This window comes from Pseudomonas sp. R3-18-08 (assembly GCF_003852065.1).
Classification (GTDB): domain Bacteria; phylum Pseudomonadota; class Gammaproteobacteria; order Pseudomonadales; family Pseudomonadaceae; genus Aquipseudomonas.
On the sequence record NZ_CP027729.1, the window covers coordinates 2,453,700 to 2,471,765 of the forward strand.

Genomic DNA, 18,066 nt, shown 5'->3' on the forward strand with positions numbered 1-18,066 from the left:
GAGAAGAGCGGGCGCGGCGCATGGCTTTAGCTTGCCGCTTGAAGCTTGCTGCTTGGAGCTCCCCCCCATGAACCTTTCTGGACCATTTATCCGTCGTCCCGTGGCCACGATGCTGCTGAGCCTGGCGATCATGCTGCTCGGCGGCGTCAGCTTCAACCTGCTGCCGGTGTCGCCGTTGCCGCAGATCGACTTCCCGGTGATCGTGGTGTCGGCCAGCTTGCCCGGCGCCAGCCCCGAGGTGATGGCGTCTACCGTGGCCACGCCGCTGGAGCGCTCGTTCGGTGCGATTGCCGGCATCACCACCATGAGCAGTTCATCGAGCCAGGGCTCTACGCGAGTGATCCTGGCGTTCGATTCCGACCGCGATATCAACGGCGCGGCGCGGGAAGTGCAGGCGGCGATCAATGCGTCGCGCAATTTGCTGCCCAGCGGCATGCGCAGCATGCCCACGTACAAGAAGATCAACCCGTCCCAGGCGCCGATCATGGTGCTGTCGCTGACCTCGGACGTGTTGCAGAAGGGCCAGCTGTACGACCTGGCCTCGACCATCCTGTCCCAGAGCCTGTCCCAGGTGCCGGGGGTGGGCGAAGTGCAGATCGGCGGCAGTTCGCTGCCGGCGGTGCGCATCGAACTGGAGCCCAAGGCCCTCGACCAGTACGGCGTGGCCCTGGACGATGTGCGCAATACCATCGCCAACGCCAACCAGCGCCGGCCCAAAGGCTCCCTGGAAGACAGCGAGCGCAACTGGCAGATCCAGGCCAACGACCAGTTGGAAAAAGCCAAGGACTATGAGCCGCTGCTGATTCGCTACCAGAACGGTGCGGCGCTGCGCCTGAGCGATGTGGCGAAGATCAGCGATGGCGTCGAAGACCGTTACAACAGCGGTTTTTTCAACAATGATTCGGCGGTGCTGCTGGTGATCAACCGCCAGTCCGGCGCCAACATCATCGAGACGGTGCGGCAGATCAAGGCGCAGTTGCCGGCGTTGCAGGCGGTGTTGCCGTCCAGCGTCAAGCTCAACCTGGCCATGGACCGTTCGCCGGTCATCACCGCCACCTTGCACGAAGCCGAAATGACCCTGCTGATCGCCGTGGCCCTGGTGGTGCTGGTGGTGTACCTGTTCCTGGGCAACTTCCGCGCCTCGTTGATCCCCACCCTGGCGGTGCCGGTGTCGCTGGTGGGCACTTTTGCGGTGATGTACCTGTACGGGTTTTCGTTGAACAACTTCTCGCTGATGGCGCTGATCCTGGCCACCGGCCTGGTGGTGGACGATGCCATTGTGGTGCTGGAGAACATTTCCCGGCATATCGACGAGGGCGTGCCGCCGATGAAGGCCGCCTACCTGGGCGCCGAGGAAGTCGGCTTTACCTTGCTGTCGATGAACGTATCGCTGGTGGCGGTGTTTCTCTCCATCCTGTTCATGGGCGGCATTGTCACCAACCTGTTTCGTGAGTTTTCCATCACCTTGTCGGCGGCGATCATCGTCTCGCTGATCGTGTCGCTGACCCTGACCCCGATGCTCTGCGCGCGCTGGCTCAAGCCCCATGTCAAAGGGCACATGACCGGGTTGCAGCGCTGGAGCCACCGCATCAACGAGCGCATGGTCGCCGCCTATGCCACCAGCCTGGACTGGGTGCTGCGCCATCGACGCCTGACCCTGCTCAGCCTGCTGGTCACCGTGGGCGTGAACGTCGCGCTGTACGTGGTGGTGCCGAAAACCTTCATGCCCCAGCAGGACACCGGCCAGTTGATCGGTTTTGTGCGCGGCGATGACGGGCTGTCGTTCAATGTGATGCAGCCGAAGATGGAAATTTTTCGCCAGGCCGTGCTCAAGGACCCGGCGGTGCTCAGCGTGGCCGGCTTTATCGGCGGCAACAGCGGCATCAACAATGCGGTGATGCTGGTGCGCCTCAAACCCATCGGTGAGCGCAAGGTCTCGGCCCAGGCGGTGATCGAGCGCTTGCGCAAGGAGGTACCGCTGGTGCCGGGCGGTCGTCTGTTCCTGATGGCCGACCAGGACCTGCAGTTTGGCGGCAGCCGCGACCAGACCAGCGCGCAGTACTCCTACATCCTGCAAAGCGGTGACCTGGCCGCATTGCGCCTGTGGTACCCGAAAGTGGTGGCCGCCATGCGTGAACTGCCGGAGCTGACCGCCATCGACGCCCGCGAAGGGCGCGGCGCGGCCCAGGTCACGCTGATCGTCGACCGCGATCAGGCCAAGCGCCTGGGTATCGACATGGACATGGTCACCTCCGTGCTGAATAACGCCTACAGCCAGCGGCAGATTTCCACGATCTACGACAGCCTCAACCAGTATCAGGTGGTGATGGAGGTCAATCCCAAATATGCCCAGGACCCGATCACCCTCAACCAGGTGCAGGTGATCACCGCCGATGGCGCGCGGGTGCCGCTGTCGACCATTGCCCATTATGAGAACAGCCTGGCCGATGATCGCGTCAGCCATGAAGGGCAGTTCGCCTCGGAAAACATCGCGTTCGACATGGCGCCCGGCGTCACGGTGGAGCAGGGCACCGCCGCCATCGAACGCGCGATTGCCAAGGTCGGCCTGCCGGAAGACGTGATCGCCAAGATGGCCGGCACCGCCGACGCGTTCGCCGCCACCCAGAAAGGCCAGCCGTTCATGATTCTCGGCGCGCTGGTGGCGGTGTACCTGGTGCTGGGCATTCTGTATGAAAGCTATATCCACCCGCTGACGATTCTGTCGACCTTGCCGTCGGCCGGGGTTGGCGCGTTGCTGTCTATCTACCTGCTGGGCGGGGAGTTCAGCCTGATCTCCCTGCTGGGGCTGTTCCTGCTGATCGGGGTGGTGAAGAAAAACGCGATCCTGATGATCGACCTGGCGCTGCAGCTTGAGCGTCATGACGGCATGAGCCCGCTGGAGTCGATTCGCAGCGCCTGCCTGCTGCGCCTGCGGCCGATCCTGATGACCACCCTGGCGGCGATTCTCGGGGCCTTGCCATTGCTGCTCGGCGCCGGTGATGGCGCGGAAATGCGCCAGCCCCTGGGCCTGACCATTATCGGCGGCCTGGTGTTCAGCCAGATCCTGACCCTTTACACCACTCCGGTGGTTTACCTCTATCTTGACCGCGCGCGCCACCGCTTCAATGCCTGGCGCGGCGTGCGTACCGATGCTGCCCTGGACACTGCGCTATGACCGATTCAACCAATCCCTCACCGGTAGGCTCCCGCTTGTTGTGGCGAGGGAGCTTGCTCCCGCTGGGCTGCGCAGCGGCCCCAAAAGCGCGTGGGAGTGCTCCGCCCTCCAGCGGGAGCAAGCTCCCTCGCCACAGCGCCAGTCTCGGCAAGGGTATGAGGGTGCTTACCCTGGTTATCTCTGGTGTGCTACTCAGCGCCTGCGCCATCGGTCCTGATTACCAGCGGCCGGCCGTGGTCGAACCGGCACAATTCAAGCAAGCCCAGGGCTGGCGCCAGGCCAATCCAAGCGATTCCCTGGCCCGCGGCGCATGGTGGGAGCTGTACGGCGACCGCCAACTGAACGACCTGGTGGTGCGCCTCAACACATCCAACCAGACCGTCGCCCAGGCCGAGGCGCGCTTTCGCCAGGCCCAGGCACTGGTGCGCAGTGCTCGCGGGGCGTTTTACCCCAGCGTCGACCTGAGCGTCGGTAAAACCCGCGCCAGCCAGGGCACCGGTAGCAGCAGCGCCAGCCTCAGCAGTTCCAGCAGTGGTATTCGCGACACCCTCAATGCGCAGTTGGGCGTGAGCTGGGAAGCCGATGTCTGGGGCAAATTGCGTCGAGGCCTGGAGGCCAACGAAGCCAGCGCCGAGGCCAGCTCGGCCGACCTGGCCGCAATGCGCCTGAGCCAACAGTCGGAGCTGGTGCAGAGCTATTTGCAGTTGCGGGTCATGGACGAACAGACCCGTTTGCTGCAAGCCACGCTGGACACCTACCAGCGCTCGCTGCAAATGACCGAAAACCAATACCGCGCCGGTGTGGCCGGCAAGGACGCCATCGCCCAGGCGCAAACCCAGTTCAAGACCACCCAAGCCAGCCTGATCGACCTGATCTGGCAGCGCGCGCAGCTGGAAAACGCCATTGCGGTATTGATCGGTGAAGCGCCGGCCAATTTCAGCCTGGCCGTGAGCAAAGACATCCCGGCACTGCCGCAGATTCCCGTCGGCCTGCCGTCGCACCTGTTGGAGCGTCGCCCGGATATTGCCTCGGCGGAACGCTCGGTGATCGCGGCCAACGCCAATATCGGCGTGGCCAAGGCTGCCTATTACCCCGACTTGACCTTGAGCCTGGCGGGGGGCTATTCCAGCAGCACCTATGCAGACTGGATCAGCCTGCCGAACCGCTTCTGGTCGGTGGGCCCGAAGCTGGCCATGACCTTGTTCGACGGCGGCCAGCGCTCGGCGGAAGTCGACCGCAGCGTGGCCAGTTACGACGAGACCGTGGCCAAGTACCGTCAGACCGTGCTGGATGGGTTCCGCGAAGTGGAAAACTACATGGTGCAGCTCAAGGTGCTGGCGGACGAAGCGGTAGTCAGCAACGAAGCGCTGGAGGCTGCCCGCGAGTCGTTGCGGTTGACCGAAAACCAGTACAAGGCCGGGTTGATCGCTTATCTGGACGTGGTCACCGTGCAGGCGACGGCCTTGAGCAACGAGCGCACGGTATTGACCTTGCTGCAGTCGCGGCTGGTGGCGAGCGTGCAATTGATTGCGGCGCTGGGTGGCGGATGGGACGGCAACACTGCTCTGGTCGAGAAGGATTGACCGCAGACACCGATCGTTTCCACGCTCCCGCGTTGGAACGATCATCCCCGTGGAAAAATGAGGACAATGTGGGAGGAGGCTTGCCCCCGATAGCGGTATATCAGCTGAATGAATATCGACTGGCAATCCGCCATCGGGGGCAAGCCCCTCCCACAGGGTTTACCGCCGACCTGCCCGCGTACTCACATCCACCCACACCGCCAGCACCAGGATGCTGCCTTTCACGATCATCTGCCAGTAACTGTCCACATCAAGCATCGACATGCCGTTATCCAAACTGGTAATCACCAACGCCCCGAGCAAGGCGCCATATACCGTGCCCGACCCGCCGCGCATCGAGGTGCCGCCGATGAAGCACGCTGCGATGGCGTCCAGCTCGCCCATATTGCCCGCCGACGGTGAGCCGGCGGCCAGGCGGGCGGTGTTGACCAGGCCGGCGAGGGCGCACATCACGCCCATGATGCCGAAGATCCACAGTTTCACCGCCTGCACGTTGATGCCGGACAGCCGCGTGGCTTCCATATTGCTGCCCACCGCATACACGCGGCGGCCGAACACGGTCTGGCTGGTGACGTAGCTGAACACGCCGAGCAGTACCAGCAGCAGCAACACCGGCACCGGGATGCCGTCGTAGCTGTTGAGGGTGGTGACAAACCCGGCCAGCACCGCGCCGATCAGCACCACGCGCAGTACGTCGCGCATCAGAGAGTGCGCGGCCAGGCCATGCAGGGCGCGGTTGCGCCGTTGTTTCCAGGTGAGGAACAGGGTCAGCGCGAACAGCACTGCACCCAGGCCGATGCCCACGGTGTGCGGCAGGTAGCCTTGGCCGACGTACACCAGCGACGGCGACACCGGTGCGATGGTGGTGCCGCCGGTGATGCCCAGCAAGATCCCGCGAAACGCCAGCATCCCGCCCAGGCCGACAATGAACGAGGGGATGCGCAGGTAGGCGGTCATGTAGCCATTCGCCAGGCCGATCATCAGACCGCATAACGCCACCAGGCTCAGGTTGGCCAGCAGCGGGATGTGGTACACCACATCCAGGATCGCCGCCAGCCCACCCAGCAAACCGAGCAACGAACCCACCGACAAATCGATTTCGCCGCTGATGATCACCAGCACCATGCCGCACGCCAGGATCCCGGTGATCGACATCTGCCGCAGCAGGTTGGACAGGTTGCGCGGCGTGAGGAAGCCGCCGTCGGTCTGCCAGCTGAAAAACAGCCAGATGAACGCCACGGCGATCACCAGGGCGAGCATTTTGTAGCGGGTGAAAAGGTGTTTGACCTGATTCATCTACGCGGTCTTCCGATCATTATTGTTTTGGCTGAGCGCAGCGGCGAGCACCTGTTCCTGGGTGAGCCCCTGATTGATGAAATCACCCCGCAACTGGCCGTCGCCGATCACCAGCACGCGGTTGGACACCCCGAGCACTTCAGCGAGCTCCGACGACACCATGATGATCGATACTCCCTCGGCCGCCAGCGCGCCCATCAGTTTGTAGATTTCATACTTGGCGCCCACATCCACCCCGCGCGTGGGCTCATCGAGGATCAGCACCTTGGGCTTGGCCATCAGCATTTTCGCCAGCACGGCTTTTTGCTGGTTGCCACCGGACAGGCTGGTGATCGGCAGAAACGGGCTGGCTGTCTTGAGGTGCATGCGGGCGATCTGCTGATCGATGCTGCCCAGTTCGGCCTCGGCGTCGATGCGGGTCAGGTGGGCGTAGGTGTCGAGCACCGCCAGGGTGATGTTCTGGCCCACGCCCAGGTCGGGAATGATGCCCTGGCGCTTGCGGTCCTCGGGCACCATGCACAGCCCCGCGCGAATCGACTTGAGCGGCGTGCGCGTGTCGATCACCTGGCCCTCCAGCCATACCTCGGCGCTGTAGCGGCCGGGGTAGGCGCCGAACAGCGCCGACACCAGTTCCGTGCGCCCGGCGCCCACCAGCCCGGCAATGCCGAGGATTTCACCGCGCTTGAGCACAAACGAAATATCGTCGACGCGTTTGCGCCTGGGGTTGTCGACGTCGTAGCAGGTGACGTTGCGTGCTTCGAAGATCACCTCGCCCACCTCGTGGGGTTCGGTGGGGTAGAGGTTGCTCATCTCGCGGCCGACCATCTGCGTGATGATCCGTGGGATGTCCATGTCGGCCATGGCGGTGGTCGCGATGTGCTTGCCATCGCGAATCACCGTAATGGTGTCGCACACGGCGGCCACTTCATCGAGCTTGTGCGAGATATACACACAGGCCACGCCCTTGGCCTTGAGGTCACGGATAATGTCGAGCAGCACCTCGATTTCCGAGCGGGTCAGGGCCGAAGAGGGCTCGTCCAGGATCAGCAGGCGCGCCTGTTTGTTGAGGGCCTTGGCGATCTCCACCAGTTGCTGGTAGCCGCCGCCGTACTGCGACACCGGCAGCGCGACGTTCATGTCCGGCACCTTGAGTTCGCGCATCAACGCCTCGGCGCGGTGCAGCATCGCCGGGTAATTCATGCGCCCACCGGGCAGGGTCAGCTCGTGGCCCATGAAGATGTTCTCGGCCACCGACAGGTCTGGCACCAAGGTCAATTCCTGGTGGATGATGACGATGCCGGCGGCCTCGGTTTCGCTGATCGACTGGGCTTTGAGCGGCTGCCCGTCCCAAAGGATTTCGCCCTCCCAGGTGCCATACGGGTACACCGCCGACAGCACCTTCATCAAGGTGGATTTGCCGGCGCCGTTCTCGCCACACAGGCCGACGCATTCCCCCGGCCGTACCTTGATGTCGATGCCGTTGAGGGCGTTGACACCGCCAAAGCTTTTGACGATGCCGTTCATTTGCAGCAGGTAGTCGGACATGGGAAAGGCTCACACAAATAGGCTGGCCCCCACCCCTGTAGGAGCGAGCTTGCTCGCGAAAAACGTCAACGATAATGCGCGCTTCCTGGATAAACGCGGCGCTCTCGGGTTTTTCGCGAGCAAGCTCGCTCCTACAGGGGGCGAGGTTTTATCGAGGCAGTCATCATTGCCCGGCGATCTGCTCTTTGGTGTAGAACCCGTCCTTCTCCAGCACGTCGATGTTGGCCTTGGTCAGCGGCGTCGGCGTGAGCAGGATGGTGTCTACCTGCTTGCTGCCATTGTCGTATTGCGAGCTGTAGGTGGGCTTTTCATTGCGCGCCAGCTGCACCGACAGTTTGGCCGCCTCGGTGGCGATCAACTTGAGCGGCTTGTAGACGGTCATGGTCTGGGTGCCGTCGATCACGCGCTTGATCGCCGCCAGGTCAGCGTCCTGGCCGGAAATCGGCACTTTGCCCGCCAGCTTCTGCGCGGCCAGGGCCTGGATCGCACCGCCGGCGGTGGCGTCGTTGGAGGCGACGATGGCGTCGATCTTGTTGTTATTGCGGGTCAGGGCGTTCTCGACGATGCTCAGCGCCTCGGTGGGGTTCCATTCCTTGACCCACTGCTGGCCGACAATCTTGATATCGCCCTTGTCGATGGCCGGCTGCAGCACTTTCATCTGGCCTTCGCGCAGCACCTTGGCGTTGTTGTCGGTGGGCGCGCCGCCGAGCAGGAAGTAATTGCCTTTGGGCGCCGCTTGCAGCACGCCGTTGGCCTGCATTTCGCCGACCTTTTCGTTATCGAAGGAAATGTAGGCGTCGATGTCCGCGTTGAGGATCAGCCGGTCGTAAGACACGACTTTGATCCCGGCCTTCTTGGCTTCGGCGACCGCGTTGGTCAACACCGTGGCATTGAACGGCACGATAACGATCACGTCGACGCCACGGGAGATGAGGTTTTCGATCTGCGAGATCTGCTTCTGCTCGTTGGCATCGGCCGATTGCACGAACACCTTGGCATCGAGCTTTTCCGCCGCTGCGACGAAGTAATCGCGGTCTCGAGACCAGCGTTCCAGGCGCAGGTCGTCGATGGAAAAACCGATTTTCGGGTGCGCCGAATCGGCCATCACCGGCAGGGCGAGCAGGGCCAGGGCGGTGGCGAGCAGGGTACGTTTGAATGACTTCATGGTGGTGCGTCCTTTTATTGTTGTTGGAAAGACACAGCGTGGTGCGCCTGAAACTGTAGAGCGTCCTTGGACGCTCTGTGCATAGATTTGTCGCGCAAATGTCACTGCCCCTCTGTAGGAGCGAGCTTGCTCGCGAAGAACGTCAACGATAACGCGACACACTGGGTTAACCGTGTCGTTCTTGCGTTCTTCGCGAGCAAGCTCGCTCCTACAGAGAGGCGTCAGGTGTAGATAAATCGGTTCACAACCCCCTCCAGCATCTCCTGCCGTCCACTCACGGCCTGTGGGTCCAGTTCGTTGGCAAACGCATGGTCGGCCAAAGATTCCAGGCTGAACTCGCCCGCCAATACCGCTTTGCCCAGGGGTTGGTCCCAGCCGGCATAACGCTGGTCCTTGAACTGCTGCAGCCGGTCGTTCTGCACCATCGCCGCCGCGCGTTCCAAGGCCAGGGCCAGTACATCCATAGCCGCTACGTGGCCGTGGAACAGGTCCACATCATCCAGGCTCTGGCGGCGGACTTTGGAATCGAAATTGTAGCCGCCGTTCTTGAACCCGCCGGCCTTGAGAATCTCATAGGTGGCCAGGGTCATTTCCTCGACGCTGTTGGGGAATTGGTCAGTGTCCCAGCCGTTCTGCGGGTCGCCACGGTTGGCGTCGATGCTGCCGAAAATCCCCAGGGATACGGCGGTGGCGATCTCATGATGAAAGCTGTGCCCGGCCAGCGTCGCGTGGTTGGCCTCGATGTTCACCTTGATCTCGTGTTCCAGGCCGTACTCATGCAGGAAGCCGAATACCGTGGCGCTGTCATAATCGTACTGGTGCTTGGTCGGCTCCTGAGGCTTGGGCTCGATCAACAGGTCGCCCTTGAAGCCGATCTTGTGTTTGTGTTCCACCACCATGCGCATGAACCGGCCGAGCTGTTCACGCTCGCGCTTGAGGTCGGTATTGAGCAGGGTTTCATAGCCTTCACGGCCGCCCCACAGCACATAGTTGGAGCCCTTGAGCCGCAGCGTGGCATTCATCGCGCTGAACACCTGGGCAGCGGCGTAGGCGAACACCTCTGGGTCGGGGTTGCTCGCGGCACCAGCGGCAAAGCGCGGGTTGCTGAAGCAATTGGCGGTGCCCCACAGCAGCTTGATACCGGTCTGTTCCTGATGACGCTCCAGGTGATCGACCATCTGCGCAAAGTGGTTGCGATATTCCTTGAGCGAGCTGCCTTCGGGCGCCACGTCAGTGTCGTGAAAACTGTAGTAATCGATGCCCAGCTTGGAGAAGAACTCGAAGGCCGCGTCCGCTTTGCCGATGGCCAACTCCATCGGATCACCGCTGCGCTGCCACGGCCGCTTGAAGGTGCCCACGCCAAACATATCCGCCCCGGCCACACAAAGGTGTGCCAGTAACAGGCGGCCATGCGCAGGTGCTCACGCATGGGTTTGCCGAGGATCAACTTGTTGGCGTCGTAGTGGCGAAAGGCGAGAGGGGCGTCGCTGGCAGGGCCTTCGAAGCGAACCTGCTCGACACCGGGGAAGTACGGCATGGCGTTTTCCTTATTGTTCTTGGCGGTGTCTGGATACTAGCAACGGCACTGGGGCTGCTGATTATGAAAATCACCAAGGGATGGTGCGATTTTGTGCAGCGAGGTCTAGTCTGTCTCAACCGGCCCCAGGACAAAAACAATGAAAACCCTACCGCCCGTTCACCGCATCGCCTTGCTCTTCAACGGCAGCAAAATCTACGACCGTGGCATCATCGCCGGCATCGGCAATTACCTGAGCAGCACCCGGGCGTCCTGGGATTTGTTTCTGGAAGAAGATTTTCTCTGCCGGTTGCGCGGCATCGAGCGTTGGCAGGGCGATGGCATCATCGCCGACTTCGATGACCCGCTGATCGGCGAAGCGTTGGCCGGGAGCCGAATACCGGTGGTGGCGGTGGGTGGTTCGTATGAGGACGCCGGCCAATACCCCAAGGGCATTCCCTATGTGGCGACCGATAACCATGCGTTGATGAAGCTGGCCTACGAGCACCTGATCGAGGCCGGGCTGACGCGGTTTGCCTGTTTCAGCCTGCCCGAAGCCCAGGCCAATCGCTGGGCACAGGAGCGTGAGAAGGCCTTTCGCCGCTTGATGCAGCGCGATGGCCTGCATGTCGAGGTGTACCGTGGCCTGGGTACCAGCGCGCCGTTATGGGACAGCGCGGTTGAGCAGCAGATTGCCTGGCTGCACAGCCTGCCCAAGCCCATCGGCATTATTGCGGTGACCGATGCCCGCGCCCGGCAACTGCTGCAAGCTTGCCTGACGGCGGGCATTGCAGTGCCTGAGGAAGTGGCGCTGATCGGTATCGACAACGACCCGCTGACCCGCACCCTGACGCGGGTGCCGCTCAGTTCGGTGATCCAGGGCACCGAGACCATGGGCCGCACCGCCGCCGCGCTGCTGCACCAGATGCTGCATGGCAAACCCTGTGCAGGTACGCAGGTGCTGGTGCCGCCGGACGCGATCAACGTGCAGGCCTCCAGCCTGCATCAACCGTTGGGCAATCCCTATGTGATGCAGGCCCTGCTGTTCATTCGCCAGTATGCGTGCCAGGGCATCAAGACTGCGCAGGTGGCGGCGTATGTCGGGGTGTCGCGTTCATCGTTGGAGTCGCACTTTCGCAAGGTGCGCGGGTGCAGCGTGCACGATGAGATCCTGCGCTTCAAACTTGCCGCCGCCGCCAAGGGCCTGGAAAACCAGGCGCTGGCGATTGCCGATATCGCGCAGACCTGCGGGTTCACATCGGCGCAATACCTGCACACGGTGTTTCGTCGTGAGTACGGGTGTACGCCGAGGCAGTACCAGCAAGGCGCGGCTTAGAACACCGCCTTGACTTGCAAACCCAGGATCAGCGCATCGTCGATGCTTTCTCCGGAGAACGCCCCCGGTTCGATGATGTATTGCACGTCCGGTCGCAGGGTCAGCCAGGGCGTGGCCTGATAGCCATAACTGAGTTCGATCAACTGCTCGGCGCTGTCGAGGCCAGGGTAGGGGCGGTCGGCATTGAACGCGGCAAGCGCCTGCACGTCGCGACTGCGCGGGTTCGGCACCGCGCGGCCATACCCCAGGGCGACGGTGTCACGCGGGCGGCCCTCGAACGGTTTGTACAGCACCACCCCAGCGCCATACCACTTGCTGAACGGCGACGCCGCCGCGCTGGCCGCCGAATACTGGCCAAAGGCGTGCAGGCTGCGGCCCTGGGATGACTGGGAGGCCCACACGGCCTGGTCGATCAACAGGTAGTGGCCGCCGCGACCGCTGACCTCCTTGTCGCTGCCGATGCGTTTTACATCGGAGCTGTCGTAGTAGTAACCCAGCTTGTATTCCCCCGGCAGGCTGCCGGGGTGTTTGTAGATCAGCTCGATGGGCACCACGGTGCCGGTGGTGTGCTTGGGCCCCAGGTGCCAGGCGCGGCTGGAATTACCGTTGCTGGACGGGTCGACATTGAACGCCGCCACGCGCAGTTGCCAGCTCGGCGAAAAGTCGTATTTAACCCGCGCGCCCAAGTGCGCGTTCGGGTAGTTGGCCCAGCCGCTGCCGCCCGACATGTTTAGCGGATGCCCGCAGAAACCGGCGTTCATGAAATTGCACAGGATGCCGCTGTCCAGGCCGCCGAGATCGTTGCCCATGGCCATGTAGCCGAGCTTGACGTTGAGCGCCGGGGTGAACAGCGTGCGCTCATAGCTCAGTTCGGTGAGGCGCGTATACAGGCCGCCATAATTTTCCTGGATCGGCAGGCGGTTGCCCACCAGGTCATCGGAGGCGCTGTTGCCGCGCCGGTCGTTGATGGTCAGCTGGATGCGGTCGCCATGGGTGAAACCGTAGAGCTTGCCCAGGTCGAACTGCACACCGAGTTTGAGATTCTGCGAATAGCGCGCCGAGCGATGCTGGCCGCCGTGGGCGTTGTAGGCGGTCTCGCCGCTGTAGTCGCCGGTGAAGCGTACGCCCTGTTCGTCGAGTTCACGGCGCAGGCCGCCCCAGTCGCCGGTCAGGGTGGTGTCGTCGGCCTGGACGGGCAGGGCGGCAGCAAAGGCCAGGCCCAGCACCAGGCGCCCAAGGGCGATATGAGAAGTAGGGTTCATGCGGGGATTTTCCAGACACAAAGCTCGGTGCGGGCGCACCGCGCGAACAGAGGGTGGTTACGGCAAGGCGTAGGCGATCACGTAGTCGCCACGGTCGGTGGACTGGCGCGCACCGCCAGCGGTGACGACGATGTATTGCTTGCCGGTTTTCGGCGACACGTAGGTCATCGGGCCGCCCTGGCTGCCGACCGGCAGGCGGGCTTTCCAGATTTCATCACCGTTGCCGCTGTTGAAGGCGCGCAGGTAGAAATCCTGGGTGCCGGCGATGAAGATCAGGCCACCCTGGGTCGACAGCGTACCGCCGAGGGTCGGCAGGCCTACTTTGATCGGCAGGTGCATGCGGATGCCCAGGGGACCGGTGTCTTCAACGGTGCCGACCGGTACTTGCCAGGCGATTTTTTGCGTCTTCATGTCGATGGCGGTCAAGGTGCCGAACGGCGGCGCCTGGCACGGAATGCCGGCCACCGACAGGAAGCGGTTCTTGTTCACCGCATATGGCGTGCCCTTGAGCGGCACGGCGCCCATGCCGGTGTTCAGCGCTTCGCCACCGGAGGCGGCCAGGGCCTTGTTCTGCGACGGCACCATCTGGATCCACAGGCCCAGGCGCATATCGTTGACGAAGATAAAACCGTGCACCGGGTCGGTGGAAATACTGCCCCAGTTCATGCCGCCCAGGGAGCCCGGGAAACTCAGGGATTTATCGGTACCCGGCGCGGTGTACAGGCCGTCGTAACGCATGCCCTTGAAGTCGATGCGGCACAGCAACTGGTCATAGGGCGTGGCGCCCCACATGTCCGATTCAGTCAGGGTCTGCGCGCCGATCTGCGGCATGCCCACTGATTTGGGCTGGGTGGGGGAATACGGCTCGTTGGGAATGTTCGCGGCTTTCACCGGCACTTCCTGCACGTCGGTCAACGGCTTGCCGGTGGCGCGGTCGAGCACGTAGATCTGCCCGGCCTTGGTGCCGATCACCACCGCAGGTACGGCCTTGTCGCTGCCGGGCGGGGTGAAATCGATCAGGCTCGGTTGCATCGGCAGGTCGAAGTCCCACAGGTCATTGTGAACCGTCTGGTAGACCCATTTTTCTGCGCCGGTGGAGGCGTCCAGCGCCAGTACCGAAGCGCCGTATTTATGATTGAGCTCGGTGCGTTCCACACCGTAGATGTCGGTGGATGAGCTGCCCATCGGCAGGAAAACCGTGTTCATCAGCGGGTCGTAGGACATCGGCGCCCAGCTGTTAGGCGTACTGCGCACATAGGTGCTGCCGTCGGCCGGCGCCTGCTTGTCTTGCGGGTTGCCGGGGTCGAACGCCCAGCGCATTTGGCCGCTGATCACATCGAACCCACGGATCACGCCGCCCGGCATATCGGTTTGCACGTTATCGGCCACGCGTCCGCCCACCACCACGGTGGTACCGGCCATCAACGGCGCGGAAGACAATTGGTAGTAGCTGTCCGGGACATTGCCCAGCCCTGCTTTCAGATCTACCTGGCCGTGGGTGCCGAAGTCTTCGCAGAATTTGCCGGTGTCGGCATCCACGGCGATCAGACGTGCATCGATGGTATTGGTCAGCAGGCGCCGCTGGCATTGCGCACCGGCGGGCACGCTGGCGGCAATGACCGGCGAACTGTTCGGTTGGGTCGGCTGGGCAATCGGCGCAGTCGCGTCGAAGTAGGCCATGCCACGGCAGCGCTGCCAGACCGCCGATTGGGCATTGATCTCGTTCTTCCACAGCTCCTTGCCGGTGTCGGCGTCTAGCGCGATGAGGTTGTTGTGCGGGGTGCAGATGAACACTTTGTTGCCGATCTGCAGAGGGGTGAGTTGGTCTTCTGCGCCGTTGCCGTCGCTGATGGCCACGTCACCGGTGCGGTAGGTCCAGGCGACTTTGAGCTTGTCGATGTTGTCGCGATTGATCTGGTCCAGCGCGGCGAAGCGGCTGCCGCCTTCGGTGTTGCCGTAGTGTGCCCAGTCTTTCTGGGCGTCGGCCGCAGCCACCGGGGTGATGCCAGGGCCGGCGCCGGTCGGCGCTACGCTTGGGTGAGCGACGAACATATTGCCCGCCGCCACCGCCGCGCCCAGCGCCAGCACGGCAGCAACGCCATACGCGCCCCGCGCCGGTTTGCCGACCAGCAATGGATAGACCAGCGCAACCACAATGCCGATCACCGCAAACATGAACAGTCGCGAGAACAGCGGCCAGTACACCAGGCCTACATCGGCCACGGCCCAGACGGCCGTGCCGACCAGAAACGCCGCGAACCACCAGGCGCCCGCCGGCTTGCGCCGGGCAATCAACAGCCCGGCAATGGCCATGACCACGCCACCGACCAGGAAGTACCAGGAACCTCCCAGGCTGACCAGTTTGGCGCCGCCGACGGCGAGCGCAAGGCCGAGCAGGGCGATGATTACGCCCAGGCCCAGCAGAAGAAAACGTGAGACGCCAGCGGCGCGCGATGCTCGTTTCATGTCGAAAAGACTCGAGTGAGAGAGGGCAAAGCGCGATTTTAGCAAGATAAGTAACCAGTTAGTACATTGCGCGGCGCAATAGACTGTTACCGATGCTGCGATGATGGGCGCAGGCCAATGTGGGAGGGGCTTGCCCCCGATAGCGGTGTTTCAGACGCAGATGCAGCGACTGACACTCTGCTATCGGGGGCAAGCCCCCTCTTATCAAACAAAAAATAACTCATTGTTTTTGCTCTTAATTTCAAGCCGCTTTAACCAACTGCATTCCCAACTTACGCGCCTTGCGCTCCAAGGCGCGCATCTGCCGGTCACGGCTTTTTTCTTCAAACTCCTCGATTCCTTTTTCAACGTACGGTTGACCTTTAGTCAGCATCGCGTAAATCAGCCGGGCCAGTTGATGCGCTGTCGCCTTGATTGCGCAGCAGGTATCCATTCGGGTTAGGCGCGCCCGATGGCTTGCTCCGATAAAGCTTTTATCATTGCGTGCGATAGAAGCGGCTTGCTTTAAAGCCTGTGCAGCTCGGTTAATCACTTTTAGAGATTTTCCGGGCAAGGGTTTTCCTCCCGAAATTCGCGTTGGCGGCGCGAGGCCCAGCCAGGAACAGAAGTGCTGTGAGGTCGGAAACCGTGACAAGTCCGATCCCAATTCGCTAGCCAAAACTAAAGCCGTATCGATGCCGATGGTAGGAATTGCGGTTAAATCCACCCCCATCACCTTATTCAGCGCTCGGTGCAGGGTCAATTGCTGCTCAGTGGAGCGGTGTGGGTTGCGCAGCGTTTTAGCTGGGAGCACGACCTCGTCTTGAAGAACAGGCAACCGTTCAAGTGCAAAGGCGATGGCTTGGTCGCATTCACCAATCTGTTTTTCAAGGAAGTCGTAAGCCGCCAGTTCCTGACTCAGTGCATGCAAATGCTCAGCTCGCCAGTTACCCCGCAAACTTCGGGCGACAGTGGCCTGGTCGGCTTTGACGCGCTTGTCTCTGAGCATGGCAAGTACTTCGGGATCACGTTCTCCATTAACGATTGCCCGCAAAATACTCATGCCTGTCACCCCGGCAATGTTGCTGATGACTTGAGCCAGTTGGATGTTCATCTGGACCAAAGCCTTTTGCATCCGGTTAAGGGCCTTGGCTTGGTCACGGACCTTATTGCCACGCTGACGGACCAGTGAGCGCAATGAACACACATCGTCCGAGGGTCGAAAAGCACCTCGCAGCAGACCGTGCGTCATGAGCTGAAGGATCCACTGACAATCCAGTACGTCGGACTTGCGACCGGTTATTTGCCGAGTCGCACGGGAATTCACGAGATAGACTTCAAACCCTCGTCTATCGAGTATTTCAAAGAGCGGGATCCAATAAACTCCAGTCGCCTCCATCGCCACCACCTTGACGCCCATGGATTCAAACCAATCGGCCATGGCATGCAAATCATCGGTGAAGGTTGAAAACCGCTTGACCGGATCATCGCATTTGGTCGGATCAACAGCGGCCAAATGCTCACTGCCGCCCACATCAACGGCAGCGCAGTCCGGATGGATAACCTCAAAACGCTTTTGGTTCTTGCGCGTCATGACAATTCCTCGCAGGATTGAACGACGCGGGCGGGGTACACGGTGGCGAGCGGATTCACTCTCTTATACGTGGTCACAGCTTTGCTGTGCCGACAATGACTCCACGCCGATACCGTGCAGGCCACTCTCCCACTCGGGTGCTGTCACACCAGTGTTGGCTACGGCCTTTGCCCCGCACGCGTTCTTCAACCTTACGATGAACCAGTTTGATGCGCGACAGCGCTACGTCGAAGACTTAGTGGGACCTCCCACATGTTTAACCGTGTTCGCCAGGCTATTTGAGGGTTTCATCCACTCCAGCGCGGTGCCCCAGATGCAAGAATTGCCGGATGTACGCAAATCAAATGTGGGAGGGGGCTTGCTCCCGATAGCGGTGTTTCAGGCACAGATGCAGTGACTGACACTCTGCTATCGGGGGCAAGCCCCCTCCCACATTTGTATCTGCGTTGGCTTTAGAACTTGAAGCGGCCCACCAGGCCGTTGAGCTGACCGGAAATGTCGGTCAAACGCCCCGACCCGCTCTGCGCCGTATGCGCAAACTCTTCAACCAACTGCGCATCGGCATGAATCTGCGCGATGTGCCGGTTGATCTCTTCGGCCACTTGGTGCTGCTCTTCGGCGGCGGTGGCGATCTGGGTGTTCTGGTCGCGAATCGAGTCCACCGAACCGCGAATCTTGTCGAAGCTGTCGCGGGCCTGCTGGATGCGTTCCACGCTGGTGTGCGAGCCCTGCAGGCTGCTTTGCATCTGCTGGGTGACTTCCTTGGTACGGCGGGCAAGATTGCCCAGCAGGCTGTCGATCTCGCCGGTGGAGTCGGCAGTGCGGCGGGCGAGGGCGCGGACTTCGTCGGCGACCACGGCGAACCCTCGGCCCTGATCGCCGGCGCGTGCGGCTTCAATCGCAGCGTTAAGCGCCAGCAGGTTGGTCTGTTCGGCAATCGAGCGGATGGTATCGAGGATGGCGTTGATGTTCTGGCTGTCTTGTTCGAGCAACTGCATGGTCTGCGTGGATTTCTGCAAGTCTTCGCTGAGCTTGAGCACGCTGCCGGTGGCTTCGCCGATGTGCTGCTGGCCGTTGTGTACGTCGCGATAGCCTTCGTCGGCACTCGACGCGGCGGCGCTGCACGAGCGCGCCACTTCATTGGCGGTG

General features: G+C 62.0%; 9 protein-coding genes and 2 pseudogenes. 3 read left to right on the forward strand and 8 right to left on the reverse strand.

The features are described 5' to 3' along the window. Positions 1–67: 67 nt before the first annotated feature. Together C4J92_RS11390 and C4J92_RS11400 are read left to right on the forward strand one after the other, a co-directional pair. Positions 68–3,175 (forward strand): efflux RND transporter permease subunit, encoded by a 3,108-nt coding sequence (locus C4J92_RS11390; protein ID WP_124403891.1) that lies wholly within the window; start codon positions 68–70, stop codon positions 3,173–3,175. A gap of 155 nt (positions 3,176–3,330) precedes the next feature. Then, the gene (locus C4J92_RS11400) at positions 3,331–4,758 is read left to right on the forward strand and encodes an efflux transporter outer membrane subunit (protein ID WP_124403893.1); all 1,428 of its coding nucleotides are present in this window, start codon (positions 3,331–3,333) and stop codon (positions 4,756–4,758) included. A gap of 159 nt (positions 4,759–4,917) precedes the next feature. On the opposite strand, the gene C4J92_RS11405 is transcribed toward C4J92_RS11400, so the two are convergent. From C4J92_RS11405 to xylA, 4 genes and pseudogenes are all read right to left on the reverse strand, one after another. Further along, positions 4,918–6,054 carry a sugar ABC transporter permease gene (locus tag C4J92_RS11405; protein ID WP_124366683.1) on the reverse strand — a complete coding sequence of 379 codons (1,137 nt, stop codon included), beginning with the start codon at positions 6,052–6,054 and terminating at the stop codon, positions 4,918–4,920. Next, positions 6,055–7,599 carry a D-xylose ABC transporter ATP-binding protein gene (gene xylG, locus C4J92_RS11410; protein ID WP_124403894.1) on the reverse strand — a complete coding sequence of 515 codons (1,545 nt, stop codon included), beginning with the start codon at positions 7,597–7,599 and terminating at the stop codon, positions 6,055–6,057. Between the two features lie 163 nt (positions 7,600–7,762). After that, entirely contained in the window at positions 7,763–8,764 is a 1,002-nt protein-coding gene (gene xylF / locus C4J92_RS11415; protein WP_124370398.1) for a D-xylose ABC transporter substrate-binding protein, read from the reverse strand. Positions 8,765–8,985: 221 nt separating this feature from the next. After that, a pseudogene (gene xylA, locus C4J92_RS11420) lies at positions 8,986–10,301 on the reverse strand (xylose isomerase). Positions 10,302–10,440: 139 nt separating this feature from the next. Here xylA and C4J92_RS11425 point away from each other — a divergent pair. Next, the gene (locus tag C4J92_RS11425) at positions 10,441–11,616 is read left to right on the forward strand and encodes a XylR family transcriptional regulator (protein WP_124403895.1); all 1,176 of its coding nucleotides are present in this window, start codon (positions 10,441–10,443) and stop codon (positions 11,614–11,616) included. Here C4J92_RS11425 and C4J92_RS11430 read toward each other — a convergent pair. The 4 genes and pseudogenes from C4J92_RS11430 to C4J92_RS27460 form a co-directional block, all read right to left on the reverse strand. After that, positions 11,613–12,878, reverse strand: a complete 1,266-nt coding sequence (locus tag C4J92_RS11430; RefSeq protein ID WP_124403896.1) for a carbohydrate porin — start codon at positions 12,876–12,878, stop codon at positions 11,613–11,615. The genes C4J92_RS11425 and C4J92_RS11430 overlap by 4 nt on opposite strands. A gap of 57 nt (positions 12,879–12,935) precedes the next feature. Further along, positions 12,936–15,344 (reverse strand): glucose/quinate/shikimate family membrane-bound PQQ-dependent dehydrogenase, encoded by a 2,409-nt coding sequence (locus tag C4J92_RS11435; protein ID WP_124403897.1) that lies wholly within the window; start codon positions 15,342–15,344, stop codon positions 12,936–12,938. A gap of 241 nt (positions 15,345–15,585) precedes the next feature. Beyond that, a complete protein-coding gene (locus C4J92_RS11440) occupies positions 15,586–16,917 on the reverse strand; it encodes an IS110 family transposase (protein ID WP_124403898.1) in 1,332 nt (443 codons plus the stop codon). 452 nt (positions 16,918–17,369) lie between these two features. Then, positions 17,370–17,906, reverse strand: a pseudogene (locus C4J92_RS27460) (methyl-accepting chemotaxis protein); the annotation flags it as partial. Positions 17,907–18,066 lie beyond the last annotated feature (160 nt).

Excerpts from the sequence above, each read along its gene's own strand:
- xylG (WP_124403894.1), bottom strand. The coding sequence starts at position 7,599 with ATGTCCGACTACCTGCTGCAAATGAACGGCATCGTCAAAAGCTTTGGC.
- C4J92_RS11440 (WP_124403898.1), bottom strand. The coding sequence starts at position 16,917 with ATGACGCGCAAGAACCAAAAGCGTTTTGAGGTTATCCATCCGGACTGC.
- C4J92_RS11390 (WP_124403891.1), top strand. The coding sequence starts at position 68 with ATGAACCTTTCTGGACCATTTATCCGTCGTCCCGTGGCCACGATGCTG.
- C4J92_RS11400 (WP_124403893.1), top strand. The coding sequence starts at position 3,331 with ATGAGGGTGCTTACCCTGGTTATCTCTGGTGTGCTACTCAGCGCCTGC.
- C4J92_RS11430 (WP_124403896.1), bottom strand. The coding sequence starts at position 12,878 with ATGAACCCTACTTCTCATATCGCCCTTGGGCGCCTGGTGCTGGGCCTG.
- xylF (WP_124370398.1), bottom strand. The coding sequence starts at position 8,764 with ATGAAGTCATTCAAACGTACCCTGCTCGCCACCGCCCTGGCCCTGCTC.
- C4J92_RS11435 (WP_124403897.1), bottom strand. The coding sequence starts at position 15,344 with ATGAAACGAGCATCGCGCGCCGCTGGCGTCTCACGTTTTCTTCTGCTG.
- C4J92_RS11405 (WP_124366683.1), bottom strand. The coding sequence starts at position 6,054 with ATGAATCAGGTCAAACACCTTTTCACCCGCTACAAAATGCTCGCCCTG.
- C4J92_RS11425 (WP_124403895.1), top strand. The coding sequence starts at position 10,441 with ATGAAAACCCTACCGCCCGTTCACCGCATCGCCTTGCTCTTCAACGGC.